Source organism: Geodermatophilus sp. SYSU D00696 (genome assembly GCF_054050235.1).
In genome coordinates this window covers 60450-85717 of sequence record NZ_JBJGYY010000021.1, presented here as the reverse complement: position 1 = coordinate 85717, position 25268 = coordinate 60450, and the positions used below count along the sequence as shown (strand labels likewise).

The window sequence follows — 25268 nt, the reverse complement described above, 5'->3', positions numbered from 1 at the left end:
CGGTGGAGGGCGGCGGCAGCGTGGGCCCCGGGGGCGGCAGGGTGGGCGGCGCGGGGGGGGCGCCGGGGGGGGGGGCGGCGCCCCCCGGGGGGGCGGCCCGGGGGGCCGCGGCGGACCGCTCGTCGTCCAGGCCGACGACGAGCAGGGTGCTGCCGGCGATGCCCAGGGCGGCGACCGCCGCGATCGCGGCGGTGCGCCGCCCCGGCCGCATCAGGCCTCGCCCGTCCCGGCCTCGACCACCGGACGGCGACGGGTGCGGGCGACGGCGACACCGCCGGCACCGGCGAGGAACAGCAGGCCGGCGCCCGCGGCGACGGCCACGCCGCCGGAGCCGGTCTCGGCAGCCGGGGCCGTCACGCCGGTGTTGGAGCGCAGCCCGGCGTTGACGACGGCCTGCGTGGTCGGCGCCGCGGTGGGCGCCGCGGTCGTCGGCGCGGCGGGCGGAGCCGCCACCGCCAGCTCGGCGAGCACGATCGAGTAGCCCGACGCCGTCGGCTGCCCGAGGACGAGGGCGTAGGGACCGGCGGCCAGGTCGGTGGGCAGGACGGCCCGCGCCGTGGTGCCGCTCGCCTCGACGGTGAGCGGCACGGGAGCTGCGGTGGGGTCGTCGGCGCTCGCCAGCTCGAGCTCGATGCCGTCGAGGTTGGTGAGGCCGAGGTCCCGCAGCGCCGAGTCCGCGGTCAGGTCGAGGACGAGACCGGATCCGGCGCTCACCGCGACCGGGCACGGCGTCGGCGAGCTCAGGGCGCAGGGCACCTGGGCGAGCGCCAGGAGCTCGGGGCGGAGGATCCTGCCGGTCTGGGCCGTGGCGCTGAAGCCCAGCTCGTACACGATCTCCGGTTCGACGGTGAACTCCGGGCCCAGGACGGCGGGGTCGGTGTCGACAGGGTCGATGCGCAGGACGGCCTCCGGCCCGTTCACCATGTCGTCCACGGGCAGGAGGATCGCGATGTCGTTGGTACCGGGGATCAGGCTCGCGACCAGCGGGTCGGTCGCGCTCGGGTCCGTGGAGTAGACCTTGTCCGGGTCGGAGTCGGTGTCGGCGGCGGTGTCGGGGAAGTCGATGCTGATCACCGCGTCGGTGGGGTCGAGGCCGTCGGCCAGGTCCACGGTCAGCGTGTCGCCGTACTGGACCTCGTAGGGCGTGGGAGCACCGGCGGGGCCGTTCTCGGTCGGGATGTTGAGCAGGGCCACCTCGGCCGGCTCGAGAGGGAGGACGACATCGGGCGCCGCGGCCGCCGGGGACGCGATGCCGACGAACAGCATGGCGCTGCCGATGCCGGCGAGGCCGAAGCGCTGGACGGTCCGGCGGCGCGTGGTGGAGGGGGTGGACATCAGACACCTTCCGGCGACCGCAGCGCCCGGGCGGCGCTGACTGCGGCGCCACGTACGGTGACCGTCCGATACGACTGAGTCGCGGACACGCTTGCTGGGAGCCGTGGGACCCCACGTGACCCATCCGTGACCGGGAGCCCCAGCGGCCCCCGGCCCGCGGCTCACACGGCGTCGACGGGGACGCCGATGGGGTTCCGGTCGGGGAACAGCCCCGCGGCGACGAGCCCCCGGCGCACCGGCGCGAGCAGCTCGGCCAGCCGGTCGCAGCCGGTGTCGCCGAGCGCCCGCCAGGGACCGAGGGCGAGGCGGTCGGTGTCGGCCTCGATCGCGGTGGTCATCGCCAGCCCCTCGGCGCTGAGCTCGGCACCGTCGAGCCAGCCGCGGCCGGTGAGCTGCCGCGCGGCGGCGTCCCAGGCGTCGTCGTCCCAGCCGCGGGCGCTCTGCAGCCACTCCCGGTCGACGCGGCCGGCCGCCGCCACCAGCACGTGCGCGGCGGCTCCGGACACCTCGCGCTGGAGCAGCGCGGCGTTGTGCCCGTCGCCGCGGTGCTCCCGCAGCGTGGTCACCGCCTGCCACAGCGCCAGGTGCGGCTCGGCGGGCACCGGCAGCCCGGCGTTGGCGGCGGCGAGCGGGCGGCCGGGCAGGTCGACCGCGTCGGCGGCTGCCCGGGCCAGCGTCGCGGCCTCGGCCGCCTCGGGCGAGTCCACCCACTCCCCCAGCACCCGGCGCACGGCGGCGTCCACGCCGGCCCGCCGCGCCTCGAGCGCCGCGTCGGGTGTCACCGCCGACCACACCTCCGGGACGCGGCGGGCGACGAAGGCCGGGGCGAAGTTGTAGAAGGTCGCCGTCACGACCTCGGGGCCCACCGGACCCAGCGGCGCGGCCCGCAGCGCGAAGTAGGTGGACCAGAAGCCGGTCAGGCCGGCCCCCCGGCCCGCCGACCGGACCTCGTCGGCGAAGTAGACGAGGGCGTGCAGCGGCTCGGCCAGCGCCCAGAGCCGCCGCGCGGTCCCGGCAGAGGTCATCGGTTCTCCGTCCGGTGGCTCGTCGGCCCCGTCCCGGGGCCCGCCCCGAGCGTGCGAGGGGTGGGGAGGACGGGGTCCTCCATCATGCCGAGACGCTCTCGGGCATCCCCAGCCACTCGCGCCAGCGCGGGTCGACGGTGCGCGCGCCCAGCAGCCGCCAGGCCGCGCCGCTCGGGGTGCGCGGCGGGTGCGGCAGCTTCCAGCCCAGCTCGGCCAGCGACCGGTCGGCCTTGGTGTGGTTGCACCGGCGGCAGGCGGCCACCACGTTGTCCCACGTGTGCGTGCCGCCCCGGCTGCGCGGCACCACGTGGTCGATGCTGGTCGCCGAGCTCCCGCAGTAGACGCAGGTCTGCCCGTCGCGGGTGAACACCGCCCGGCGGGACAGCGGCACCTGCGCCGGGTAGGGCACCCGCACGTACCGGGTGAGCCGGACGACGACGGGCACCGGCAGGCTCAGGCGCTCGGCGTGGACCACCTCGGCGGCGGCGTCGACCGGCTCCGCCTTCTCCGCCAGGACCAGCACGATCGCGCGCCGGCTGGACACCACGCACAGCGGCTCGTAGGTGGCGTTGAGCAGCAGCGTGGCCGACGTCGTGCCGGACGAGGGCACGGGCAGCCGGGGGACGGGGACGGGGTCGCGTCGCGGACCTGGGTGGCCCGCCGGCGACGACCCGGACGCGGAACGCGACACGGAGCACCTCCGACGCCCCGGACCGCCGTACCGGGGCGGCCCGCGGGCAGCACCATCCTGCCCTGACCTGGGGCCCCGGCGCTCGCGGGAGGTCGGGCCGCCCCGGAGCGGGCCCGTTACGGTCGGACGGGTGCGCTACCCCGACGCCGAGAGGCTCGACCTGGTCGAGGACCTGCACGGCCACCGCGTGGCCGACCCCTACCGCTGGCTGGAGGACCCGCAGGACCCCCGGACGCAGGCGTGGACGGTGGCCCAGGACGCGCTCGCCGCCGACGTCCTGGGCGCGCTGCCGCTGCGCCCGGCCTTCGCCGCCCGCCTCGACCAGCTGGTGCACGCCGGCGCCGTCGGCGTCCCGGTGCACCGCGGCGGCCGGGCGTTCTCCACCCGGCGCGACCCCGGCCAGGAGCACGCCGTCCTGCGGGTCCGCGAGCCCGACGGCACCGTGCGGGTGCTGGTCGACCCGATGGCCCTGGACCCCTCCGGGACGACGACGCTCGACGCGTGGTCGCCGTCGTGGGAGGGCGACCGGCTGGCCTACCAGCTGTCCACCGGCGGCGACGAGGAGTCGCGGCTGTACGTCCTCGACGTCGCCACCGGCGAGCGGCTCGACGGCCCGGTCGACCGCTGCCGCTACTCCCCCGTCGCCTGGCTGCCCGGCGGCGACGAGCTCTTCTACGTCCGCCGCCTGGCGCCGGACCAGGTACCCGCCGGCGAGGAGCAGTTCCACCGCCGGGTGTGGCGCCACCGCGTCGGCGCCGACCCCGACGGCGACGTCCTCGTGCACGGCGGCACCTTCGACCCGCCCGCCCTGGACCCCACCAACTACTACGGCGTGCGCACCAGCCCCGACGGCCGCTGGCTCGTCGTCTCCGCGTCGGCCGGCACCGCCCCGCGCGACGACGTCTGGGTGGCCGACCTCGGCGGGGACGGCGCGGTGCGCGAGCTCCAGGTCGGTGTCGACGCGCAGACCACCGCCTGGGTGGCCCGCGACGGCCGGCTGTGGCTGCTGAGCGACCGCGGCACGCCGCGCCGGCGGCTGGCGGTCGCCGACCCCGCCGATCCCGCGACCTGGGCGCCGGAGGCCTGGCGCGACGTCGTCCCGCAGGCCGACGACGGCGTGCTCGCCGACGTCGCGCTGGTCGACGGCGCCGACGGGTCGCTGCAGGTGCTCGCCGTCCACTCGGTCGACGCCACCGACCGGCTCTCGGTCTGGGCCGGCGACGGCTCGGGCCGCCTCGGCGAGGTGACCGGGCTCCCGCCGGGCAGCGTCTCCGGCGTGAGCGCGCCACCTGAGGGCGGCACCACCGCCTGGGTCGGCTACACCGACTTCTCGACCCCGCCGTCCGTGCTGCGCTGGGACGCCGCCGCCGCGGACACCCTCGCCCCTGACGAGCGCGCCCCGGTCGCCGGCGAGGTGCCGGAGGTGACCGTCGTCGAGACGCACGCGACCTCGGCCGACGGGACGCCGGTGCACCTGTTCGTCATCTCGCGCACCGGCACGCCCGACACCCCGCGCCCGACGGTCCTCTACGGCTACGGCGGGTTCGACGTGGCCCTCACCCCCGCCTACTCGGCGCAGGCGCTCGCCTGGGTGGCCGGCGGCGGGGTGTGGGCGGTGGCCAACCTGCGCGGTGGCTCCGAGCACGGCGAGGAGTGGCACCGCGCCGGCATGCGCGAGCGCAAGCAGAACGTCTTCGACGACTTCGCCGCCGCCGGCGAGCACCTCGTCGCGCAGGGGTGGACGACCCACCGGCAGCTGGCGGTGATGGGCGGCTCCAACGGCGGCCTGCTCGTGGGCGCCACGCTCACCCAGCGGCCCGACCTGGCCGCCGGCGTCGTCTGCAGCGCGCCGCTGCTGGACATGGTCCGCTACGAGCGCTTCGGCCTGGGCCGGACGTGGAACGACGAGTACGGCACCGCCGAGGACCCGGTCGAGCTGGGCTGGCTGCTCGGCTACTCGCCCTACCACGCGGTACGCGAGGGCACCGCCTACCCGGCGGTGCTGTTCACGACCTTCGAGTCCGACACGCGGGTCGACCCGCTGCACGCCCGCAAGCTCGCCGCCGCGCTGCAGGCGGCGACCAGCGCCGACGCGCCGGTCGTGTTGCGCCGCGAGACGTCGGTGGGCCACGGCGCCCGGGCGGTCAGCCGCACGGTGGGCCTGGCCGCCGACCAGCTCGCCTTCCTCGCAGCCGCGACCGGGCCGGCGCCGGAGGGTGCGCCGGGTCCCGGAGGACCGATACCGACCTGACACCATGGAGGGTGATGACCGCTCCACCCTCCGTAGTCGCTGCCGACGGCCTGCTCGCCGCCGCCGTGCCCGACTGCGCCTCCGACCCGACCACCCTCTGCGCGAAGGTGTACGAGCTCTCCGGCATGGGCTGGCTGGCCGGCAACGCCGACACGCTCATCGCCCGGCCGGCCAGGATCCTGCTGGTCCTGGTGCTCGCCGGGGTCGTGCGCTTCCTCGTGCACCGCGCGATCCGGCGGCTGACCGAGCGCACCGCGACCGGGTCGATGCCGACGATCCTGCGGCCGCTGCGCAACCGCGGCGGCTCCGGCGACGTCCTCGAGCAGGTCGCCGCCCGCCGGACGCAGCGGGCCGAGGCGATCGGCTCGGTGCTGCGCAGCTTCGCGTCGTTCGTGATCCTCGGCATCGCCGTCGTGCTGGTGCTCGGCGAGCTCGGCATCGACCTGGCCCCGATCGTGGCCAGCGCAGGCGTCGTCGGCGTGGCGCTCGGCTTCGGCGCGCAGAACCTGGTCAAGGACTTCATCGCCGGGATCGGCATCATCCTCGAGGACCAGTACGGCGTCGGCGACGTCGTCGACCTGGGCGAGGCCAGCGGCACCGTCGAGGCGGTGGGGCTGCGCATCACCCGGCTGCGTGACGTCAACGGCGTGGTCTGGTACGCCCGCAACGGCGAGATCCTGCGGGTCGGCAACAAGAGCCAGGGCTACGCGCAGGTCGTCATCGACCTGCCGGTGGCGCACGACACCGACCTCGAGCGCTGCCGCACGGTGATGCAGGAGGTCGCCGACGCGATGTACGCCGAGGAGGAGTGGGCGGCGGTGCTGCTGGCCGAGCCCGAGTCCCTGGGCGTCGAGCAGATCCTCTCGGAGGGCGTCTTCATGCGGGTGCAGGTGCGCTCGACCAACGCCGACCAGTGGCGGGTCGGCCGGGAGCTGCGGATGCGGCTCAAGGAGCGCTTCGTCGCCGAGGGCATCCGGACGCCACCGCCCCTGCTCGGCGCGGCCAGCGCGGCCGGCGTCCGATGAGCGGAGGGGGCACGGCCGGCGACGGGGGACGTCCGGCCTCCTCCGGGGTCTCGGAGGACCGGGCCTCCTTCCGTGCCGTGTTCGCGGTGCGCGAGTTCCGGCCGCTGTTCGGCACCTACACGCTCTCGACCGTCGGCGACGAGCTCGCCCGCGTCGCGCTGACCGTCGTCGTCTACCAGCGCACCGACTCACCGCTGCTGGCGGCGCTCACCTTCGCGCTGAGCTTCCTGCCCTGGGCGCTGGGCGGCCCGGTGCTCGCCACCCTCGCCGACCGGTTCCCGCGGCACCGGGTGCTCATCGCCAGCGACGTCGCCCGGGCCGGGCTGGTCGCGCTCATGGCGATCCCCGGCACCCCGCTGCCGGTGCTGCTGGTCCTGCTGTTCGCGGTCTCGCTGTGCGCCCCGCCGTTCGAGTCGGCCCGCTCGGCGCTCATGGCCGACGTCCTCGAGGGCGAGCGGTACGCGGTCGCCACCTCCCTGACCAACGTCAGCCTGCAGGTGGCGCAGGTGGTCGGCTTCGTCGCCGCCGGCGCGCTGGTCACCGCGCTGAGCCCGTCGGTGGTGCTGCTGCTGGACGCCGCGACCTTCGCCGTCTCCGCGCTGTGGCTGTGGCTCGGCCTGCAGCGGCGCCCGGCCCCGGTCGAGCCGGCCGGGGAGCCGTCCTCGGTGTGGCGGGACGCCGGCGAGGGGCTGCGGCTGATCGGCCGCAGCCCGCGGCTGGTGGCGATCATCGGCCTGCTGTGGACCGGCACGCTGTTCGCCAACGTCGCCGAGGGCATCGCCGCACCGCTGACCGACGACCTCGGCGAGGGTGCCGCCGCGCTGGGCGTGCTGCTGGCGGCCAACCCGCTCGGCGTGACCATCGGCGGCCTCGTCGTCGCCCGGCTGGTCGGCACCGCGCGCAGCGAGCGGCTCATGCCGGTGCTGGTCGTGCTGTCCCTCGCGCCGGTGCTGCTCGCCGGGCTGGTGGCGCTGTCGGCCGGACCCGGACGGGGCGCCTACGTGCTCGTGGTCGGCCTGCTGTTCGTCGCCGGCCTGGGCGCCTCGTGGACCATCCCGCTCAACGTCGCCTTCGTGCAGGCGGTGCCGCCCGCGGTGCGCGGCCGCGCCTTCGGCGTCGCCGTCAGCGGCCTCTACGGCGTGCAGGGCCTCGGTGCCCTCGGTGCGGGCCTGGCCGCCGAGCGGGTCCCGGCCGCCGCCGTCGTCGCCGTCGCGGGCGGCATCGGCCTGGTCGCCGTCGTCCCCCCGCTGCTCGCCCTGGCCCGCACCCGACCCGGCGTGGCGGGGCGGCACCCGACTGCGGGACCATCGGTGCCATGAGCGAGGCGAGCCGGTCCCTGCCCTCGGCGCGGACCTTCTACGAGGAGGTCGGCGGCGAGCCGGTCTTCCGGCAGCTGGTCGCCCGCTTCTACGAGGGTGTCCGCTCCGACCCGGTCCTCGCGCCGCTGTACCCCCAGGACGACTGGGACGGCGCCGAGACCCGGCTCCGCGGCTTCCTCGAGCAGTACTGGGGCGGCCCGACGACCTACTCCCAGCAGCGCGGCCACCCCCGCCTGCGCATGCGGCACGCGCCGTTCGCGATCGGCCCGGCCGAGCGCGACGCGTGGCTGCGGCACATGCGGGACGCCGTCGACTCCCTCGAGCTCACCGCCGAGCAGGACGCCACGCTGTGGGGCTACCTGACGATGGCCGCCCGCAGCATGCAGAACCGCTGGCCCGACGACGCGCCCGGCCTCCTGCGCCCGTAGCCGAAGGACCCCCTCGCCCCCCGCCACTCGCACGCTCGTGGCGGGCCCCTGCGAGGGGGCCGACAACACCCCTCGAGGAGCCCGGTGACCCCGGTGGACCCTGCCCTGCACCCGTTCCGACGCACCGCCGCCGACTGGTGGCGCGACGCCGTCTTCTACCAGGTCTACATCCGCAGCTTCGCCGACGGCAGCGGCGACGGCGTCGGCGACCTCGCCGGCATCCGCTCGCGCCTGCCCCACCTGGCCGAGCTCGGCGTCGACGCGCTGTGGATCACGCCGTTCTACCCCTCGCCGATGGCCGACCACGGCTACGACGTCGCCGACCCGCGCGACGTCGAGCCGGTCTTCGGCGACCTGGCCGAGTTCGACGCCCTGCTGGCCGAGGCGCACGCGCTCGGCATCCGGGTGACCGTCGACCTGGTGCCCAACCACACCTCCGACCGGCACGCCTGGTTCCAGGCCGCGCTGGCCGCCGGCCCCGGCTCGCCCGAGCGGGCGCGCTACCTGTTCCGCGACGGTCGCGGGCCCGACGGCGCGCAGCCGCCGAACAACTGGCCCTCGGTCTTCGGCGGCCCGGCCTGGACGCGGGTGCCCGACGGCCAGTGGTACCTGCACCTCTTCGCGCCCGAGCAGCCCGACCTGGACTTCACCAACCCCGAGGTGATCGCCGACCTCGAGACGACGATGCGGTTCTGGCTCGACCGCGGCGTCGACGGGTTCCGCATCGACGTCGGCCATGGCATGGCCAAGCCCGAGGGCCTGCCGGACATGCTGCCGATGGAGGACACCGGCCTGCTCGACGACCACGGGCCCGGCGACCACCGGTTCGACGACGAGGGCGTGCACGACGTGCACCGGCGGATCCGCACCGTCCTCGACGAGTACCCCGGCACGATGGCCGTCGGTGAGATCTGGCTCAAGGACGACGACCGGCTCGCCCGCTACCTGCGCGCCGACGAGCTGCAGCTGGCGTTCAACTTCAAGCTGCTGACCGCCGACTGGGACGTCGACGACCTGCGCGACGCCGTCGTCCACTCGCTGGCCACCGTCGAGGCCACGCCCGCGCCGGCCTGCTGGGTGCTCTCCAACCACGACCGCCCGCGGCACGTGACCCGCTACGGCGGCGGCGAGACCGGCACCCGTCGCGCGCGGGCGGCGGCGCTGCTGCAGCTGGCGCTGCCCGGCGCGGCCTACGTCTACAACGGCGACGAGCTCGGCATGCCCGACGTCGACCTGCCCGACGAGGCGCTGCAGGACCCGATCTGGGAGCGCTCGGGCCACACCGAGCGCGGCCGCGACGCCTGCCGCATCCCGGTGCCGTGGTCGGGGACCGACCCGTCCTACGGCTTCTCCACCCGGCCGGACACCTGGCTGCCCATGCCGGAGGGCTGGGGCCCGATGACCGCCGAGGCGCAGGCCGCCGACCCCGCGTCGGTGCTCTCGCTCTACCGCGCGGCGCTGCACCTGCGGCGGACCTCGCCGGCGTTCACCGGGGGGTCCCTCGAGTGGCTGCCCGCGCCGGAGGGGTGCCTGGCGTTCCGCCGTCCCGGCGGGCTGGTGTGCCTGGTCAACGCCTCCGCGCGCCCGGTACCGCTGCCGGAGGGCGCGGTGCTCCTGGCCAGCGACGACGTCTCCGGCGGCGTCGTGCCCGCCGACACGGCGGTCTGGCTCCGCGGCTGACGGCCGGTCGGCGACCCTCCGCTCGGAGGGTCGCCGACCCCCGTCCCGGGTAGGATCGGTCTCGGAACCAGCGTCGCGGGGACGCTGCCAGCACGGTCCCTCGACCCTGGTGTGGGGGACCCGGTCCGGGGGAGGCCCGCCCGCCCATGACGTTGCTGCAGGTCCAGGGACTGACCAAGTCCTTCGGAGCCAGGCGGGTCCTGCAGGAGGTCTCCTTCAGCATCGCCGCGGGCGAGGTCGTCGGGCTCGTCGGCACCAACGGAGCAGGCAAGTCCACCCTCGGCGACGTCCTCGCCGGCATCACCCCCGCCGACGGCGGGGCCATGACGCTGCAGGGCCACCCCTACGCGCCCCTGTCGGTCGACGACGCCCGCCACCTCGGCGTCGGCGTCGTCGAGCAGCTCGTCCGGATCGACCCCGAGCTCACCGTCGCGCAGGCGGTCTTCCGCGGCACGGCGCAGGCCGGCCGCCCCCAGGCGGAGCTGCGCCGGCAGGCGCAGGTGCTGCTCGCCGAGGTCGCCCTCGACGTCGACCCGGACACCCTCGTCGGGGACCTGCCGCACTTCGTGCACGGCCTGGTGGAGACCGCCCGCGTGCTCGCCGAGGACACCCGACTGGTCGTGCTCGACGAGGTGTCGGCGGCGCTGCTGCCCCTGGAGGTCTCCCGCCTGCACGCCGTCACCGGGCGGCTGAGCCGGCAGGGCCGCGGCGTGCTCTACATCAGCCACCGGCTGCCCGAGATGCTCGAGGTGGTCGACCGGGTGCTGGTCCTGCGCGACGGCCGCATCACCCTCGACGCCCCGAGCGCCGACCTCGACCCCGTGCGGCTGGCCGCCGAGACGGTGGGCGCGCCGGTGTCTCCCCCGGCCCCGCGGATCGCGTCGGTCGCGCCGGCCGTCCCGGACGACGACGTCCCGGTGCCGGCCGGCACGCACCCAGCCCCCTCCGACGACGAGGTCGCCCTGCAGGTGCGCAACCTGCGGGTGCCCGGCCGGGTCGAGGGCGTCGACCTGGTGCTGCGCCGCGGCGAGGTGGTCGGGCTGACCGGGCACCGCGCCTCCGGCGTCAACGAGATCGCCGACGCGCTGTCCGGGGAGCTGCCGGCCATCACCGACGAGCTGCTGCTGCACGGCGAGCCCCGGTCGCTGGGCCCGGCCGACGACCGCTCCCTGCGGCTGCCCGCCTACCACCCCGACCACGACGCCTACGGGGTCGACCCCGGCGAGACGATCGCCCGCACCCTCACCCAGGAGGCGTACGGGGCGCTCACCGACATCCGGGAGGAGATCGCCAGGCTGCGCGGCGTCATCCGGACCGTGCACCGGATGGACGTGAAGACGCTGAGCATCCGCACCGTCTTCGGCGCCCTGTCCGGCGGCGACCAGCACAAGCTGGCGCTGGCCCGGTGGATGGCCTCGGCCCGGGACGTCGTCGTGCTGCACGAGCCCACCCGCGGGCTCGACGTGCGGGCCCGCGCCCAGGTGCGCCAGCTGCTCGACGAGGCGACCGCGCACGGGACCTCGGTCGTCGTCGTGTCGGTCGACCCCGACGAGCTGGCCGAGTGCTGCGACCGCGTCGGCATCGTCTCCGGCGGCCGCGTCGCCCGCTGGATCGACACCCGCGAGCTCGCCGTCGACGCGGTCCGCGACCGCATCGTGGAGGCGGCCACCGCCGCGTGAGGAAGGACCTCCCTGCCCACACCGCTCGCAGGCTCGCGGCGGGCCCCTGCAGGGAGGCCGTTCCAGCACGTCACCCCCGGCCCGTGGACTGCGCGGCGGCACCCGGCCCGGCCCCCGTGCGGGCCGGGTGCCGGCCGGCGGCTAGACGCTGACGGTGGCCGCGACGGACCGCAGCTTGTGCCGGGCGAGCGCGAGGTTCGCGGTCACGCGGTTGAGCGCGAGGTAGATGAACAGGCCGGAGTTGCCCTGGCCCTTGAGCACGTTGATCAGGTGGTACTGGTTCTGCAGCGTGATCAGGATGTCCTCGATCTCGTCCTTGAGCTCGAGGTCCTGGATGGTGCGGAGCTTCGCGCGCACCACGTTCGAGTTCCCGGCGGCCGCGACGTTGAGGTCGAACCCGGGCGTGCCCCCGCTCGCGAGGGCCATGCCGCTGTCGATGTCCACGATCGCGGCGCCGCTGGCGCCCTCGATCGCGAGCAGGTCGGCGATGACGTTGTCCAGCTGTGCCACGGGAGGGGCTCCTGTCGTCTCGAGAGGGGAAGGCAGCAGCGGGCTGCTGCGGACCGGGTCGGGGTGGGACCCGGGTCGACCGGACGGACCGGACGTCTCTGTGTGCACGGGGGACGGCTCCGGCGCCTCCGTGTCCTGCGGTGCACCGGCGGGAGTCGGGTGCGCGGCCCCTGCGGCGTCGGCGGGAGGCGGGTCCGGGAGGGTCCCCGGGGATGTCGCCGGCCGGGGCCCGTCGTCGGGTGCCCGGTCCGGTGGCGGCACCGCGGCCTGCTCGCGGGGAGCGGGTCGCCGCCACGACCACAGCGACGCCCACCATCCGCTTGCCATGCCTCAGTGACCGCCTTGCTCCCGCCTTCGTTCTCGCCTTCGCCGAGGGGCTCTGGACCCCAGAGAACACGCCTCCCGGAGGCCCGGCAAACCGGCCGGCATACCTGCAGGTGAGCGCGCAGCCACCGACCGCAACGGTTCCGGCGGGGCTCCGGCGACGACCGCGCGTGTCCCGGACGGCGGTGCGGGAGCCGTCCGACCGGCGGTTGGTCCCGGGACGGACGTAGGGCAGACTCGGGCCGCCCCGCGGCGCCGGGTCGGCGCCGCCTCGCCTCAGGAGGATCCTTGGCCACCGCTTCCGTGCCGGCGTTCGGCGCCCGCCCGCTCGTCCTCGCCGACCTGGTCCCCGCCGTCCGGGCGCGCAACGTCGTCCTGGTGGCGCTGGGCGTGCTGTTCACCGCGCTGCTCGCGCAGGTCTCGGTGCCGGTGCCGGGCTCACCGGTCCCGGTGACCGGGCAGACGCTGGCCGTGGTGCTCACCGCGGCGAGCCTCGGCCCGGTGCGGGGCGTGGCCGTGCAGGTGGTCTACATCCTGTCCGCGCTGGTCGGGCTGCCGTTCTACTCCGAGGCCTCCGGCGGCTGGGACGTCGTCGTCGGCGCGACCGGTGGATACGTGGTCGGCTTCATCCCGGCCGCCTACCTCATCGGCCTGGCCGCCCGGCACGGCGCCGACCGGCGCTTCCTCACCTCGGTGCCGCTGTTCATCGCCGGCCAGGCGGTCGTCTTCGCCGTCGGCGTGCCCTGGCTGGCGTTCGCCACCGGCATGAGCGCGTCCCAGGCGCTGGAGGCGGGCTTCTACCCGTTCATCATCGGGGGCCTGATCAAGGCCGCGATCGCCTCGGCGGTCCTCGGTGGCGCCTGGCGGGTGGCGCGCCGCCGCGGCTGACGCCCCGCACCCCGTCGTGCCCCGCTCCCCGCCGTGGGGGCGGGGCACGACGTGTCCCGGGGCACCGGCGCGCGCGGAACCCCGGGACGGCGCGGACCGTGATCAGGGTGTGGACACTCTCCGCACGCTGCTGAACCTGGTCTGGCTCCTCGTGCACGGCTGGATGCTGGCGCTGGCCTACGCCCTCGCCGGCGTCGTGGCCTGCCTGCTGGTGGTGACCATCCCGTTCGGTATCGCCGCGTTCCGGCTGGCCGGGTTCGTGGTGTGGCCCTTCGGGCGGACGACGGTGCGCGCGCCGGGCGCCGGGGTGGCCTCGGCCGTGGGCAACCTGCTGTGGTTCCTCGTCGCCGGGTGGTGGCTGGCGCTGCTGCACCTGGTCGCCGGGGTCGCGTTCTGCCTGACGATCATCGGCATCCCGTTCGGCGTCGCGTCGTTCAAGCTCGCCGCGGTCGGCCTGTTCCCGCTGGGCAAGCGGGTGGTCGAGACGACGCCGCCGCGCGACTGGATGCACGCCGGCAGCACCGTCGCGCAGCCCGCCCCGGTCCGCTGAGCCGGGTCACTCCCCCGGCTCGTCGGCCCAGCGGGCGAGGAACTCCTTCTCGTCCGGGCTGAGCCGGCGCGGCCGGTCGATCGAGAAGTCGAAGGGCACCAGCAGCGTGCTGCCGGTGACCGCGAGCCGCTCGTGGTCGAAGACCTCGTAGTGGCAGGTGAAGGAGGCCGCGCGCACGTCCGACACCCAGATCTGGACGTCGAGCGGGCGGGCCGAGTAGACGACCGGCCGCTTGTACCGGATCTCGTGCGCGGCGACGACCGTGCCGCGGCGCAGCCCGGTCCGCTCCTCCAGCGTCGCCCGCTCGAAGAACAGCGCCACGCGGGCCATCTCGAAGTACTGCAGGTGGACGACGTTGTTGACGTGGCCGTAGGCGTCCATGTCCGACCAGCGCATGGGGACCTGCACCGTGAACCGCACGCTGCGACACCCTGCCGTACCGCCGCCGACGACGTCGACCGCCCCTCTGCGCGCGCCTCGTGCACACATCGCGCGCCGGGGCGCCCTCCGGCCGCGCTACGTGCACGAACCGGCGTCCGGATGCCGTCCACGCCGGAGGGGTGCGCGCCGTCCTACCGTGCTCGGCGTGGAAGGATGGGACGAGAGCACGCCGGGCGTCGTCGTGCTGCCCTCGGGACGCCGGGTCCGCGGTCGCGGCCTGCGGGCTCCGCTGCCCGCCGGGCCGCTCCCGACCTTCGGCGTCTACCTGCTGGGCCGGCCGCCGCCCGATACCGGCTGGGAGAGCCGCTGGGTGCGCTGGCCGGACTTCCGGCTGCCCACCGAGCCCGAGGCGCTGCGCGCGGCGCTGACGGAGGCCTGGGAGCGGGCCGCGACCGAGCGGGTCGAGGTGGCCTGCGGCGGCGGGACGGGGCGGACCGGGACGGCGCTGGCCTGCCTGGCCGTCCTGGACGGCGTGCCGCCCGCGGAGGCCGTGGCGTTCGTCCGCCGCGCCTACCGGCCCCGCGCGGTGGAGACCCGTCGCCAGGCCCGCTTCGTCGCCGCGTTCGGCGGCTGAGACGCCGACGGCCGGCCGGAGCAGAGAGCTCCGACCGGCCGTCGGCAAGGTGCTGGAACGGCCTCCCTGCAGGGGCCCGCCGCGAGCCTGCGAGCGGTGGGGGCAGGGAGGTCCTTCCTCAGTCGCGGGCGAGCTTCCGGTAGGTGGCCCGGTGCGGACGCGCCGCCTCGGGACCCAGCCGCTGCACCTTGTTCTTCTCGTAGTCGGCGAAGTTGCCCTCGAACCAGAACCACTTCGACTCACCCTCGTAGGCGAGGATGTGGGTGGCCACGCGGTCGAGGAACCACCGGTCGTGGCTGACCACCACGGCGCAGCCGGGGAACTCCAGCAGCGCCGACTCGAGGCTGGTGAGGGTCTCGACGTCGAGGTCGTTGGTCGGCTCGTCGAGCAGCAGCAGGTTGCCGCCCTGCTTGAGGGTCAGCGCCAGGTTCAGCCGGTTGCGCTCACCGCCGGACAGCACGCCGGCCGGCTTCTGCTGGTCGGGGCCCTTGAACCCGAACGCCGCGACGTAGGCCCGCGAGGGCATCTCGACGTTGCCGACCTGGATGTGGTCGAGGCCGTCGGAGACGACCTCCCACAGCGTCTTCTTGGGGTCGATGCCGCTGCGGGTCTGCTCGACGTAGGAGACCTTGACCGTCTCGCCGACCTTGATCTCGCCCTCGTCCGGCTTCTCCTCGCCGACGAGCATCTTGAACAGCGTGGTCTTGCCCGCGCCGTTGGGGCCGACGACGCCGACGATGCCGTTGCGCGGCAGCGTGAACGACAGGTCGTCGATGAGGACGCGGTCGCCGAAGCCCTTGGTGAGGTCGTGGGTCTCGACGACGACGTTGCCCAGCCGCGGGCCCGGCGGGATCTGGATCTCCTCGAAGTCGAGCTTGCGGGTCTTCTCCGCCTCGGCGGCCATCTCCTCGTACCGGGCCAGCCGCGCCTTGCTCTTGGCCTGCCGCGCCTTGGTGTTGGAGCGGACCCACTCCAGCTCCTCGGCCAGCCGCTTCTGCCGCTTGGCGTCCTTGGCGCCCTCGACCTTGAGCCGGGCGGCCTTGGTCTCGAGGTAGGTGGAGTAGTTGCCCTCGTAGGGGTAGGCCCGGCCGCGGTCGAGCTCGAGGATCCACTGGGCGACGTTGTCGAGGAAGTACCGGTCGTGGGTGACGGCGACGACGGTGCCGGCGTACTTCTCGAGGTGCTGCTCGAGCCAGGCCACGCTCTCGGCGTCGAGGTGGTTGGTGGGCTCGTCGAGCAGCAGCAGGTCGGGCGCCTCGAGCAGCAGCTTGCACAGCGCCACGCGGCGGCGCTCACCGCCGGAGAGGACGGTGACGTCGGCGTCGCCGGGCGGGCAGCGCAGGGCGTCCATCGCCTGCTCGATGCGGGCGTCGAGCTCCCAGCCGTCGGCGTTCTCGATGACCTCCATGAGCTCGCCCTGCTCGGCCAGCAGCGCGTCGAAGTCGGCGTCGGGCTCGCCCATCGCCGCGCTGACCTCCTCGAAGCGGGTCAGGGCGTCGCGCAGCGGCTTGACCGCCTCCTCGACGTTGCCGCGCACGTCGAGCTCCTCGTTGAGCGGCGGCTCCTGCATGAGCATGCCGACGCTGTAACCCGGCGAGAGGGTCGCGTCGCCGTTGGAGGGCTGCTCCAGACCGGCCATGATCTTGAGGACGGTCGACTTGCCGGCGCCGTTGGGCCCGACCACGCCGATCTTGGCGCCGGGCAGGAAGGACAGGGTGACGTCGTCCAGGATCACCTTGTCGCCGTGCGCCTTGCGGGCACGGACCATGGAGTAGATGTACTGAGCCACTGGGCGTTCGAGCCTTCCGTCGGTGCGCGGTGTCGATGCGCAGGGAGGGGCGGGCCGGTGCGTCTCGCCGGCCCGGCCCCCGTGCGTTCTCGGTCCCGATCCTCCCAGTCCGCGGACGGCTAGCGCAGCGCCGGTTCCGGCAGTGCGTCCAGCTCCTCGTCGAGTGCTCTGTCGAGCGTCCCGTCGAGGGCGGAGCCGGCCGCGGAGGTGTCGGGGTCCACGACGTACAACGGCTCGACGGGCCCGGAGTAGTCCCGGTCCCCGGGATCGGTCTCCCCGCGGGCCGCCTCGTGCCGGGGGACCGTCTCCTCGGCGGCGGCCGCGGAGGTGCGCTGCGTGCGGCGGAACTCGGCGGTCCCGCGGGCGAGGTTGGGGCCCACCGCGGCGGCGCGGACGACCGGCCGGCTGCGGCGGCCGGTGTCGGACTCCCACTCGCGGGTGCGGATGGTGCCCACGACGACGACCGGGTCGCCCTTGCTGACGCTGTGCGAGACGTTGCCACCCAGCTCGTTCCAGCACTCGACGTCGACGAAGAAGGTGGCGCCGTCGACGAAGCCCTGCGCGGTGCTGTCGTAGCGCCGCTCGGTGGAGGCGACGCGGAAGTTGGTGACGCTGCCGTTCTGCGTGCGGACGCGGCTGGGGGACGTGACGACGTTGCCGGTCACGGTGATCTCGGTGGCGCTCACGGTGCTCCTCGGGTTCTCCCGGCCGGCACGGTGCCGACCCGGGGACGAGCCTGGGCCCGCCGCCCGGCCGGCGAGGGCGTGCGACCGCGGTTGTGGACGGCCGCGGTCCTGTGGACGCGCGGCGGCCGGGACGTCACCCCTCCGTGCCGCGCCGCACACCGGCGCCGCGGGAGGTGTCATCATCGGGCCATCGAGCGCCCGTAGCTCAGCGGATAGAGCAGGTGCCTTCTAAGCACTTGGTCGCAGGTTCGATCCCTGCCGGGCGCGCCCGCCACCGCCACTTGACGTCGGCTGCAAGTCAGGTGAAAGGACGTCACAAGCAGGGCGCGGCACGGTGCTCCCGAGCACCCGGGACGGACCCGGGACCGATCGAGGAGCCCGCCATGACCCAGGTCCACGACCCCCGCTACTCCGGCCAGACCCCGCAGGGCCACGGCCCGTACGCCCCGCCGCCCTTCCCCGCCCCCGGCGGCCCCGGCGTCCCGAACGGCTACGGCGCCGCCCCGGCCGGCTTCGGCCAGCCGCCCGCCCCGCCGAAGAAGCGCACCGGCGCGATCATCGGCAGCATCCTCGCCGCCCTGGTGGTCGCCGGCCTCGGCGTCGGCGCCTTCTTCCTCTTCAGCGGCCAGGTCCTCGACACCGCCGAGGCCGAGCGGCAGATCGTGGCGCTCACCGAGGAGCAGGCCGGCGTCACCGTCACCGACGTCAGCTGCCCCGAGGACGTCGAGCTCGCCGCCGGCACCGTGTCCACCTGCACCGCGCAGGTGGAGGGCCAGGAGGTCAGCTACACCGTCGAGCAGACCGACGACGAGGGCAACGTGACCATCTCCAGCGACGCGGTCTTCGTCCAGGTGGCCGACGTCGAGGCCTCCCTGGCCGAGGAGTTCGCCGCCAGCACCGGCCTGGAGGTCGTCTCCTCCTGCGAGTCCGACCGCAGCGTCCTCGTCGCGGCCGACGGCCTGCAGCTCGACTGCGTGGTCAGCGCCGCCGACGACCCGACCGACAGCGCCGCGATCATCGCCTCCATCGACGCCGCGGGCGACGTCTCCTTCGAGGCCGTGTAGTCCTCCCGCACCGACCGGCCTGGGCGCCGGGCTCCTCGAGGAGCCCGGCGCTCAGCGCTGTCCGGCGGGCGTCCAGCCGATGGCCGGCGCGACGTACCGCGCGACGTTCTCCAGCAGGGCGGCGTTGTACTCGACGCCGAGCATGTTGGGCACGGTGAGCAGCAGCGTGTCGGCCTCGCGCACGGCGGCGTCCTTGGCCAGCTCCTCGGCGAGCCGGTCGGGCTCCCCGACGTAGCTCTTGCCGAACCGGGCGCGCACGCCCTCCAGCAGGCCCACCTGGTCCTCGCCGGAGCGGTCCCCGAAGTAGGCGCGGTCGAGGTCGGACACGACCGGGACCACGCTGCGGCTGACCGACACCCGCGGCTCGCGCTCCCACCCGGCAGCGGCCCACGCGGCGCGGTAGCGCTCGATCTGCTCGGCCTGCAGCTCGTCGAAGGGCACGCCGGTGTCCTCGACCAGCAGCGTCGAGCTCATCAGGTTCAGCCCCTGCTCGGCGGTCCGGACGGCGGTGGCGCGGGTGCCCGACCCCCACCAGATCCGGTCGGCCAGGCCGGGCGACTGCGGCTGCACCGCCAGCCGGGCGCGGGTGCCGCCGGTCATCGCCGGGTCGGCCTCGACCACGCTCGCCCCGCCGACCGCGGCGAGGAACAGTGCCGTCTTCTCCCGCGCGAGGTCGGCGTCGGTCGTCCCCTCCGGCGGCACGTAGCCGAAGGCCTCCGAGCCGCGCAGCGCCGTCTCCGGTGACCCCCGGCTGATGCCGAGCTGCAGCCGGCCGCCGCTGAGCAGGTCGGTGGCCGCGGCCTCCTCGGCCATGTACAGCGGATTCTCGTAGCGCATGTCGACCACGCCGGTGCCCAGCTCGATGCGCGAGGTGCGCGCGGCCATCGCCGACAGCAGCGGGAACGGGGAGGACAGCTGCCGGGCGAAGTGGTGCACGCGGACGAACGCACCGTCGAGGCCGAGCTCCTCGGCGGCGACGGCGAGCTCGACGGTCTGCACCAGCGCGTCGCGCGCGGTGCGGACCCGCGAGCCGGCGATGGGCTGCCAGTGACCGAAGGAGAGGAAGCCGATGCGCTTGTCCACGGGGGGACCAGCGCGCGGGACCGGTGCCGGATTCCCGGCGGTCAGCGCGGCGGCAGCTGCTGGATCGCCCAGCCGTTGCCGTCCGGGTCGCTGAAGAACACGAACGACCCCCACGGGAGGTGCTGGACCTCGCTGACCTCCACGCCGCGGTCGGTCAGCTCCCGGTGCGCGGCCTCGACGTCGGGGACGACGACCTGCAGTCCCTGCACCGACCCGGGCGGCGTGTCGAGCAGGCCGGTGCCGATCGCGATCGAGCACGCCGAGCCCGGCGGGGTGAGCTGCACGAACCTGACCTCGTCGCTCACCCGGTGGTCGTGGTCGAGGTGGAAGCCGGCGCCCTCCGTGTAGAAGGTCAGCGCCCGGTCCACGTCGCTGACCGGCACGGCGACGAGCTCGAGCTTCCAGTCCATGACGCGCTCCTCCCTCGGGGAGGACCACCTTGTCCCCCGGCGGGGCGCGCAGGCACCCCCCGGCGGGCACCCGGTGTCCGCCGGGCGCGTGCGCCAGGACGCTGCGTGGTCGGGCGGAGGCGCTGCTCACGGGCACGTCCCACGTGTCCCGGGAGGACACCTCAGTCCCCGATGTGACGGACAGTGACCGGTCGACCACGACATTCCGGGTACCGGTTCCGCGGTTCCGGCCGCGCCGTCGGCCACCCTGTCGAGGTGACTCTCAGCGCCTCCTCCGTGCCGCCGCCCCGGGCCGACCGGCCCGGCGAGGGCGCCGGCGCACCGGCGGGGACGAGGCTGCGGGCCATCGACACGCTGCTGGCCGACCGCGGCCAGATGTTCCGGGCCCTGTTCCTGTCCTCCCCCGTCCCCCAGGCCCTCGTCGACCTCGACGGCCACCTGCTGGTGGTCAACGACGCGCTGTGCGCGCTGGCCGGGCGCGGCATCGACGACATGGTCGGCCGGCACGTCGACCTGCTGGCCCACCCCGACGACGCCCCGCTGCCCGACGGCCCGGCCGGCGACGGGACCGAGCCGGGGCTGGACCCGTGGCTGCGCCAGGACGGCGAGCGCCGGCTGCGCCGCGCCGACGGCAGCGAGCTGTGGGTGCAGCAGTCGCACGACGTCGTCCACCGCAGCACCGGCGAGCCGCAGTTCGCCGTCCTGTCGCTGGTCGACGTCACCGACCGGCGGCGGGCCGAGGAGGACCTGGTCCGCCGGGCGTTCACCGATCCCCTCACCGGGCTGCCCAACCGCCGCGCGCTGACCGACCGGCTCGCCCACGCCCTGGCGCTCTCCCGCCGGCGCGGGCTGCAGGTGGGCCTGGTGCACCTCGACCTCGACCGGTTCCAGGCGGTCAACGACACCCTCGGCACCGAGGCCGGCGACCAGCTGCTCAGCCAGGTCGCCGACCGGCTGCGGTGGAGCACCCGGGTGGAGGACACCGCCGTCCGGCTGGGCGCCGACGAGTTCCTCATCCTCGCCGAGGACGTGGAGGACCTCGACGGGCTGCGGGCGCTGGCCGACCGGCTGCTCGCCGTCCTCGACGACCCGTTCCAGCTCGGCGGCCGCGAGATCGTCCTCTCGGCCAGCGTCGGGCTGACGCTCGGCTCCGACGTCGCCCCCGACGAGCTGCTCAAGCGGGCGCACAGCGCGCTCACCCGTGCCAAGCGCGACGGCAGCCGGGCGCGCATCGAGGTGCACGACGGCGGCCTCACCGACGACGAGGTCGACCTGCTGCAGCTGGAGACCGACCTGCGCCGGGCCCTCGACGCCGACGAGCTGCGGCTGTTCTACCAGCCGATCGTCTCCCTCACCGACGAGACGCTGCTGGGCTACGAGGCGCTCATCCGCTGGCAGCACCCCACCCGCGGGCTGCTGCCGCCGGGCGCCTTCCTCGACGCCGCGGAGAACAACCGGCTGACCTCGCGGCTGGGTGCGTGGGTGCTCCGCCGGGCCTGCGACGACGCCGCCGGCTGGCCGTCCGGGCTGCGGGTCCACGTCAACGTCTCCGCCCGGCACCTGGCAGAGGAGGGCTTCAGCGACCTGGTCGCCGCGGCGCTCGACGAGTCCGGCCTGCCCCCGGGGCGGCTGGAGCTGGAGATCACCGAGTCGACGGCACTGTTCGCCGCCGAGGCCACCCTGCACGCGGTGCAGGAGCTGACCGCCCGCGGCGTGACGCTGGCGCTCGACGACTTCGGCACCGGCTACTCGGCGATCACCGCGCTGCACCGGCTGCCGATCCACACCGTCAAGATCGACCGGTCCTTCGTCGCCGGCGTGGTCCGCGAACCGTCGTCGGCGGCGCTGGTGCAGGGGCTGCTGCAGCTGGGCCAGGGCATGGGGCTGCAGGTCATCGCCGAGGGCATCGAGGACCTCGACCAGGCCGAGTGGCTGCGCCGGCACGGCTGCGCCATGGCGCAGGGCTACGCCTTCGGCCGCCCGGCGCCGCTGCCCAGCCGCGCCGACGCCACGGCCGCCGAGGCGCTGGTCGGGCAGGCCGCCGAGGAGGCCGCGGCGGTGCTCGAGGCGGTCACCGGGGAGCTCGAGGCCGTCGTCGACGACCTGCCCGTGGCCGGCGGCGACGGCAGCGACCTGCTGCCCTTCGACGACGAGTGCCCGCTCCCGCCGCGCCCGTTCCTCGTGGTGGTGGACGACCTGCCCGCCGACGTCCCGGGCGAGGACGCCGACGACGAGACCGACGACCAGATCGACGACGAGGCCCCCCGCTCCTGACCCCCTCGTGCACTTCCGCGGGAGTGCACGGTCCGGGCCGGCGGCTCAGGCGCGGGGCAGCGCCAGCGGCACCGGCCGCTTGGGCGCGCGCCCGTCACCGGACGAGCGGCCGCGCAGCCGGCGGGCGATCCACGGCGCGACGAAGCCACGCACCCACGCCGCCTCCTCGGCCAGCGCCGCCCGCAGCGCCCGCGGCGGGGCCGAGGGCACCGGGACCCGCCAGTCGCCGTCGCCGGGGACCGGGACGCCGAGCGCCGTGGCCGCGGCCAGCGCGGTGCGCCGGTGCCCCTCGGCGGTGAGGTGGATGCGGTCGCCGTCCCACAGCCGCCAGTCCAGCAGCCAGTCCGCGCCCCACTGGTCCAGGACGACGGCGCCGTGCCGCGCCGCGATCGACCACAGCGAGGCGTTGAACACCGCCACCCGGCCACGGGTGCGCCGGATGATCGGGGTCAGCCGCGGGTCGACCCCGGTGGCCAGCAGCACGTCGGCGCCGTCGGCGCGGAACCCGGCCACGGCCTCCTCCAGCGCGGCGGCCAGCCGGTCGGGGTCGGCGCCGGGGCGGAGCAGGTCGTTGCCGCCGGCGACCAGGCTGACCAGGTCGGGCCGGGCCGCGCGGGCCACCGGCACCTGCTCGGCGAGCACCTGGGGCAGCAGCCGGCCGCGGATGGCGAGGTTGGCGTACTCGACGTCGGCCCCCGGCGACGCGGCCGCGAGGTGCTCGGCGAGCCGGTCGGCCCAGCCGCGGTACTCGCCGGGGCGGTCGGGGTCGGGGTCGCTGAGCCCCTCGGTGAACGAGTCGCCGAGGGCGACGTAGCGGCGCCAGGAGGAGCGGGACGGTGCGGGCACGGGCTCCACTGCAGCACGGCCGCCGGGTCAGCCGTCCGAGGGGTCCTCCCTCATCCGCTCGCGCACGTCGCGCGGCAGCAGCTCGAGCAGCTCCTCGGGCAGGAAGGGCAGGTCGAGCAGCGACAGCTTGGCCCGGCTGCGCTCCGCCGAGCGGGAGCCCTCGATGCGGACCAGTTGGGCGGCGTCGGGACGGTAGGAGACGGTGAGCTCGTCACCGGGGCCCAGCTGCTCGCCGAGGACGCCGTCGAGCTCGATCGCCGGGCGGCCGCTGCCGATGGCGAGCGACAGGGTCTCCCGGGAGCCGAGCAGCACCGTGCGCGAGATGCCCTGCGCGGGCGCGGCGGGCGTGACCAGGATGCACTCGACCTCGGGGCTGACCACCGGGCCGCCGGCCGCGTAGTTGTAGGCGGTCGAGCCCATCGCGGTCGCGACGATCACCGCGTCGCACCGGACGTGGGCGTAGCGCTGGCCGCCCACCGACAGCTCCGCGGTGACCATCCCCTCCCCCGGGACACGGGCCAGCACGGCGTCGTTGAACGCCAGCCACTCCCGCTCGCCCTGCCGCACGACCAGGCAGCCGCGGGACTCGGTGCGCACCCGGCCCTCGGCCATCGCGGCCAGCGCCTCACCGAGCTCGCGGGCCTCGACCTCGGCGAGGAACCCGAGGTGGCCGAGGTTGACGCCGAGCACCGGCACCGGCCGGCCGGTCATCAGCCGCATGGCGCCGAGGATGGTGCCGTCACCGCCCAGGGCGATCAGCCCGTCGCTGGTGGCGGCCAGCTCGGCCACGGACACGGGGGTGACGCCGGTCAGGCCCAGCCGCTCGACGTCGGCCCGGTCGGCGACCAGCTCGACGTCGGTCCCCCCGGTCCACGCGAGCACCTGCGCGACGGCGGCCGAGGAGTCCCGGGTGGGGTGCAGGACCAGGCCGAGGCGGGTCACTCAGCCGCGCCAGGTCTCGAGCAGCCGCAGCCAGATCTCGCTGACCGTCGGGTAGGCGGGCACGGCGTGCCACAGCCGGCTGATCGGCACCTCCCCGACGACGGCGACGGTGGCCGCGTGCAGCAGCTCGGCGACCGCCGGGCCGACGAACGTGACGCCGAGGAGCACCTCGCGCTCGGGATCGACGACGGCGACCGCGATCCCCTCGTAGCCGTCGGCGAACAGCTTCGCGCCGGCGACCGAGCCGATCGGGTACTCGACGACGCGGTGCGGCAGGCCGGCCTCGCGGGCCTGCGCGGCGGTCAGCCCGACGGCGGCCACCTGCGGGTCGGTGAACACGACCGAGGGGGTGGCGGCGCGGTCGGCGGTGGCGGTGTGCGGCGACCAGTCCTCGGTGCGTGCCCGCTCGCCGCGGGCGCGGGCCACGATCGCCGCGCCGGCCTGACGGGCCTGGTACTTGCCCATGTGGGTGAGCTGCCGGCGGCCGTTGACGTCACCGACGCCGTAGAGCCACGGCAGCCCGCGCACCTGCAGGGTGTCGTCGACGTCGAGGTAGGCGCCGGGCTCGAGACCCACGGTCTCCACCCCGATGCCGGTGGTGCGCGCCTCGCGGCCGGTGGCCACGAGCACCTCGTCGCCGCGCACCTCGCCGTCGGCGGTCTCGAGCACCACCTCGCCGCCCTCGCGGCGGGCCGCGCGGACCTCGGCGCCGAGCCGGACGTCGACCCCGCGGCGGCGCAGCGAGGCGAGCACGGCCGCCCCCGCCTGCGGCTCGGCGTCGTCGAGGAGCCGGTCGCCCATCTGCAGCAGCGTCACCCGGGAGCCGAGGGCGTGCCAGGCGGTGGACAGCTCGCAGCCGACGTAGCCGCCCCCGATCACCAGCAGCCGGCCCGGGGCCTCCTTGGCGGTCGTGCCCTCCCGCGGCGTCCACGGCGCCACGTCGGGCAGCCCCTCGACCGGCGGGACGGCGGCCGCCGAGCCGGTGCACACGGCCACCGCGTGCCGGGCGGTCAGCCGGGTGCGGCCGCCGTCGGGCCCGGTGACGACGACGGCGCGCTCGCCGTCGAGCCGGGCGGTGCCGCGCAGCAGCCCGATGCCGGCGCCCTCGACCCACTCCACCTGGCCGGCGTCGTCCCAGTGGTGGGCGAACTCGTCGCGGCGGGCCAGCGTGGCGGCGACGTCCTGCTCCCCGGTGACCGCGGCGGCCGCGCCGGAGACCGCCCGGGCCTCGGCGAGCGCCTCGGTGCCGCGCAGCAGCGCCTTGCTCGGCATGCAGGCGTAGTACGAGCACTCCCCGCCGACGAGGTGCTCCTCCACCAGCACCGCCGAGAGGCCGCCCCGCACGACGACGTCGGCGACGTTCTCCCCGGTCGACCCGGCGCCGAGCACGACGACGTCGTAGGTCCGGTCCGCGCTGCTCACCGGGTCATCCTGTCCGGTGTGGTCGACTGGCC

23 protein-coding genes, 1 tRNA gene and 1 pseudogene are annotated in these 25268 nt (G+C 75.6%); 12 read left to right on the top strand and 13 right to left on the bottom strand.

The annotated features are described in order from the left end of the window. The 4 genes and pseudogenes from ACI79O_RS14885 to ACI79O_RS14870 all read right to left on the bottom strand — a co-directional run. A pseudogene (locus ACI79O_RS14885) lies at positions 1 to 211 on the bottom strand (class F sortase); the annotation flags it as partial. Beyond that, positions 211 to 1335, bottom strand: coding sequence for a hypothetical protein (locus tag ACI79O_RS14880; protein WP_456914535.1), 1125 nt, complete (start codon positions 1333 to 1335; stop codon positions 211 to 213). The pseudogene ACI79O_RS14885 and the gene ACI79O_RS14880, both read right to left, overlap by 1 nt. Before the next feature lie 161 nt (positions 1336 to 1496). After that, on the bottom strand, positions 1497 to 2360 hold the full coding sequence (locus ACI79O_RS14875; RefSeq protein WP_456877991.1) for an SCO6745 family protein: 864 nt from the start codon (positions 2358 to 2360) through the stop codon (positions 1497 to 1499). A gap of 82 nt (positions 2361 to 2442) precedes the next feature. After that, positions 2443 to 2970 carry an HNH endonuclease gene (locus ACI79O_RS14870; protein ID WP_456877993.1) on the bottom strand — a complete coding sequence of 176 codons (528 nt, stop codon included), beginning with the start codon at positions 2968 to 2970 and terminating at the stop codon, positions 2443 to 2445. Positions 2971 to 3181: 211 nt separating this feature from the next. On the opposite strand from ACI79O_RS14870, the gene ACI79O_RS14865 reads away from it, so the two are divergent. From ACI79O_RS14865 to ACI79O_RS14840, 6 genes are all read left to right on the top strand, one after another. After that, a complete protein-coding gene (locus ACI79O_RS14865) occupies positions 3182 to 5302 on the top strand; it encodes a prolyl oligopeptidase family serine peptidase (RefSeq protein ID WP_456914534.1) in 2121 nt (706 codons plus the stop codon). 14 nt (positions 5303 to 5316) lie between these two features. Further along, positions 5317 to 6327, top strand: coding sequence for a mechanosensitive ion channel family protein (locus ACI79O_RS14860; RefSeq protein WP_456914533.1), 1011 nt, complete (start codon positions 5317 to 5319; stop codon positions 6325 to 6327). 86 nt (positions 6328 to 6413) lie between these two features. Then, on the top strand, positions 6414 to 7646 hold the full coding sequence (locus ACI79O_RS14855; protein ID WP_456914532.1) for an MFS transporter: 1233 nt from the start codon (positions 6414 to 6416) through the stop codon (positions 7644 to 7646). Then, positions 7643 to 8074 carry a globin gene (locus ACI79O_RS14850; RefSeq protein WP_456892566.1) on the top strand — a complete coding sequence of 144 codons (432 nt, stop codon included), beginning with the start codon at positions 7643 to 7645 and terminating at the stop codon, positions 8072 to 8074. The genes ACI79O_RS14855 and ACI79O_RS14850 overlap by 4 nt, the downstream gene beginning before the upstream one ends. An 84-nt stretch (positions 8075 to 8158) precedes the next feature. Beyond that, positions 8159 to 9754, top strand: a complete 1596-nt coding sequence (locus tag ACI79O_RS14845; protein WP_456914531.1) for a glycoside hydrolase family 13 protein — start codon at positions 8159 to 8161, stop codon at positions 9752 to 9754. A 146-nt stretch (positions 9755 to 9900) separates the two neighbouring features. Further along, positions 9901 to 11433: an ATP-binding cassette domain-containing protein gene (locus tag ACI79O_RS14840; RefSeq protein WP_456892570.1), complete on the top strand. Its 1533-nt coding sequence runs from the start codon at positions 9901 to 9903 to the stop codon at positions 11431 to 11433. Positions 11434 to 11574: 141 nt separating this feature from the next. Here ACI79O_RS14840 and ACI79O_RS14835 read toward each other — a convergent pair whose 3' ends face one another. Then, the gene (locus ACI79O_RS14835) at positions 11575 to 11943 is read right to left on the bottom strand and encodes a hypothetical protein (protein ID WP_456878115.1); all 369 of its coding nucleotides are present in this window, start codon (positions 11941 to 11943) and stop codon (positions 11575 to 11577) included. 612 nt (positions 11944 to 12555) lie between these two features. On the opposite strand from ACI79O_RS14835, the gene ACI79O_RS14830 reads away from it, so the two are divergent. Continuing rightward, positions 12556 to 13155: a biotin transporter BioY gene (locus tag ACI79O_RS14830; RefSeq protein ID WP_456892572.1), complete on the top strand. Its 600-nt coding sequence runs from the start codon at positions 12556 to 12558 to the stop codon at positions 13153 to 13155. Positions 13156 to 13264: 109 nt separating this feature from the next. Beyond that, entirely contained in the window at positions 13265 to 13705 is a 441-nt protein-coding gene (locus tag ACI79O_RS14825) for a YccF domain-containing protein (protein ID WP_456892574.1), read from the top strand. 6 nt (positions 13706 to 13711) lie between these two features. Here the strand turns inward: ACI79O_RS14825 and ACI79O_RS14820 are convergent, their stop codons facing one another. After that, positions 13712 to 14125 (bottom strand): acyl-CoA thioesterase, encoded by a 414-nt coding sequence (locus ACI79O_RS14820; protein WP_456878026.1) that lies wholly within the window; start codon positions 14123 to 14125, stop codon positions 13712 to 13714. Positions 14126 to 14291: 166 nt separating this feature from the next. Here ACI79O_RS14820 and ACI79O_RS14815 point away from each other — a divergent pair, with 166 nt between their 5' ends. Further along, positions 14292 to 14720, top strand: coding sequence for a protein-tyrosine phosphatase family protein (locus ACI79O_RS14815; RefSeq protein ID WP_456914530.1), 429 nt, complete (start codon positions 14292 to 14294; stop codon positions 14718 to 14720). Positions 14721 to 14838: 118 nt separating this feature from the next. Here ACI79O_RS14815 and ettA read toward each other — a convergent pair whose 3' ends face one another. Together ettA and ACI79O_RS14805 are read right to left on the bottom strand one after the other, a co-directional pair. Continuing rightward, on the bottom strand, positions 14839 to 16509 hold the full coding sequence (ettA, locus tag ACI79O_RS14810) for an energy-dependent translational throttle protein EttA (protein WP_456892578.1): 1671 nt from the start codon (positions 16507 to 16509) through the stop codon (positions 14839 to 14841). A gap of 119 nt (positions 16510 to 16628) precedes the next feature. After that, the gene (locus tag ACI79O_RS14805) at positions 16629 to 17195 is read right to left on the bottom strand and encodes a single-stranded DNA-binding protein (RefSeq protein WP_456914529.1); all 567 of its coding nucleotides are present in this window, start codon (positions 17193 to 17195) and stop codon (positions 16629 to 16631) included. A gap of 194 nt (positions 17196 to 17389) precedes the next feature. Here ACI79O_RS14805 and ACI79O_RS14800 point away from each other — a divergent pair. Further along, positions 17390 to 17462: transfer RNA gene (locus ACI79O_RS14800), tRNA-Arg, on the top strand. Between the two features lie 116 nt (positions 17463 to 17578). Continuing rightward, the gene (locus tag ACI79O_RS14795) at positions 17579 to 18259 is read left to right on the top strand and encodes a DUF4333 domain-containing protein (protein WP_456914528.1); all 681 of its coding nucleotides are present in this window, start codon (positions 17579 to 17581) and stop codon (positions 18257 to 18259) included. Between the two features lie 51 nt (positions 18260 to 18310). Here the strand turns inward: ACI79O_RS14795 and ACI79O_RS14790 are convergent, their stop codons facing one another. Together ACI79O_RS14790 and ACI79O_RS14785 are read right to left on the bottom strand one after the other, a co-directional pair. Further along, complete coding sequence (locus ACI79O_RS14790) at positions 18311 to 19342, bottom strand: LLM class flavin-dependent oxidoreductase (RefSeq protein WP_456914527.1); 1032 nt, start codon at positions 19340 to 19342, stop codon at positions 18311 to 18313. Positions 19343 to 19383: 41 nt separating this feature from the next. Continuing rightward, positions 19384 to 19752 (bottom strand): VOC family protein, encoded by a 369-nt coding sequence (locus tag ACI79O_RS14785; RefSeq protein ID WP_456892586.1) that lies wholly within the window; start codon positions 19750 to 19752, stop codon positions 19384 to 19386. A 255-nt stretch (positions 19753 to 20007) separates the two neighbouring features. Here ACI79O_RS14785 and ACI79O_RS14780 point away from each other — a divergent pair, with 255 nt between their 5' ends. After that, positions 20008 to 22026, top strand: coding sequence for a putative bifunctional diguanylate cyclase/phosphodiesterase (locus ACI79O_RS14780; RefSeq protein WP_456914526.1), 2019 nt, complete (start codon positions 20008 to 20010; stop codon positions 22024 to 22026). 45 nt (positions 22027 to 22071) lie between these two features. Here ACI79O_RS14780 and ACI79O_RS14775 read toward each other — a convergent pair whose 3' ends face one another. The 3 genes from ACI79O_RS14775 to ACI79O_RS14765 are packed head-to-tail and all read right to left on the bottom strand — an operon-like array spanning position 22072 to position 25236. Further along, complete coding sequence (locus ACI79O_RS14775; protein ID WP_456914525.1) at positions 22072 to 22872, bottom strand: SGNH/GDSL hydrolase family protein; 801 nt, start codon at positions 22870 to 22872, stop codon at positions 22072 to 22074. Between the two features lie 27 nt (positions 22873 to 22899). Next, positions 22900 to 23814, bottom strand: coding sequence for an NAD(+)/NADH kinase (locus tag ACI79O_RS14770; protein ID WP_456892592.1), 915 nt, complete (start codon positions 23812 to 23814; stop codon positions 22900 to 22902). Continuing rightward, positions 23815 to 25236: a dihydrolipoyl dehydrogenase family protein gene (locus tag ACI79O_RS14765; protein ID WP_456892594.1), complete on the bottom strand. Its 1422-nt coding sequence runs from the start codon at positions 25234 to 25236 to the stop codon at positions 23815 to 23817. Between the last annotated feature and the right edge of the window lie 32 nt (positions 25237 to 25268).